The organism is Sulfitobacter sp. HI0027, from assembly GCF_001634775.1.
Lineage (GTDB): Bacteria > Pseudomonadota > Alphaproteobacteria > Rhodobacterales > Rhodobacteraceae > Sulfitobacter.
The window spans coordinates 1-509 of the sequence record NZ_LWER01000394.1 but is presented as its reverse complement, the minus strand read 5'-3'; the positions used below and the strand labels follow the sequence as shown (position 1 = coordinate 509).

The 509-nt window shown below is 56.0% G+C and carries 1 pseudogene; it reads right to left on the bottom strand.

Going from position 1 to position 509, the window contains the following annotated elements:
- Window positions 1–272: 272 nt before the first annotated feature.
- Window positions 273–509 (bottom strand): annotated as a pseudogene (locus tag A3722_RS18025) (IS110 family transposase); the annotation flags it as partial.

The following is a 509-nucleotide window of genomic DNA, read 5'->3' as shown; positions in this document are numbered from 1 at the left end:
GGTTGCCGTCCGTGATGCAAGAAGTTTTTCAATCTGCGTGAGTTGGTGATCGAGTGCGAGCTTCTGTCAGGCCTTTGAGTGCGGCGTTACCAGAAGCCGCTGGCCGGGATGGTGATCTGCGGATCGAGGCCAGACCTAAACAACGAGCTTTGACGCTCTTCCCCTTATCCTGGTTTTCCCGATCCAGATCTGTTCGATCATTTTGCCCATTCAGGTCGTTGACTTCTTACACCTCCTTCACCGACGTTGCTCAGCCCTGTGCTACAGCATGGTCATGCAGCGACAGTCTGCGTCGGATCCCGATAACTCTCCTTCGTCATTTGCATTGCCCAGAGGGCGCGGGCCATCTTGTTGGCCAGCGCAACCGCGACCAGCATTTTTGGCTTGCGCGCAAGCATGCGTTCCAGCCAGGACCCTTTGGGTATGGATTTGCGGCCTAACCTGCTCAAGCGTGACATCGCGCCGATGATCAGAAGGCGCCTGATGTCAGACTGTCCTGCCTTCGACAT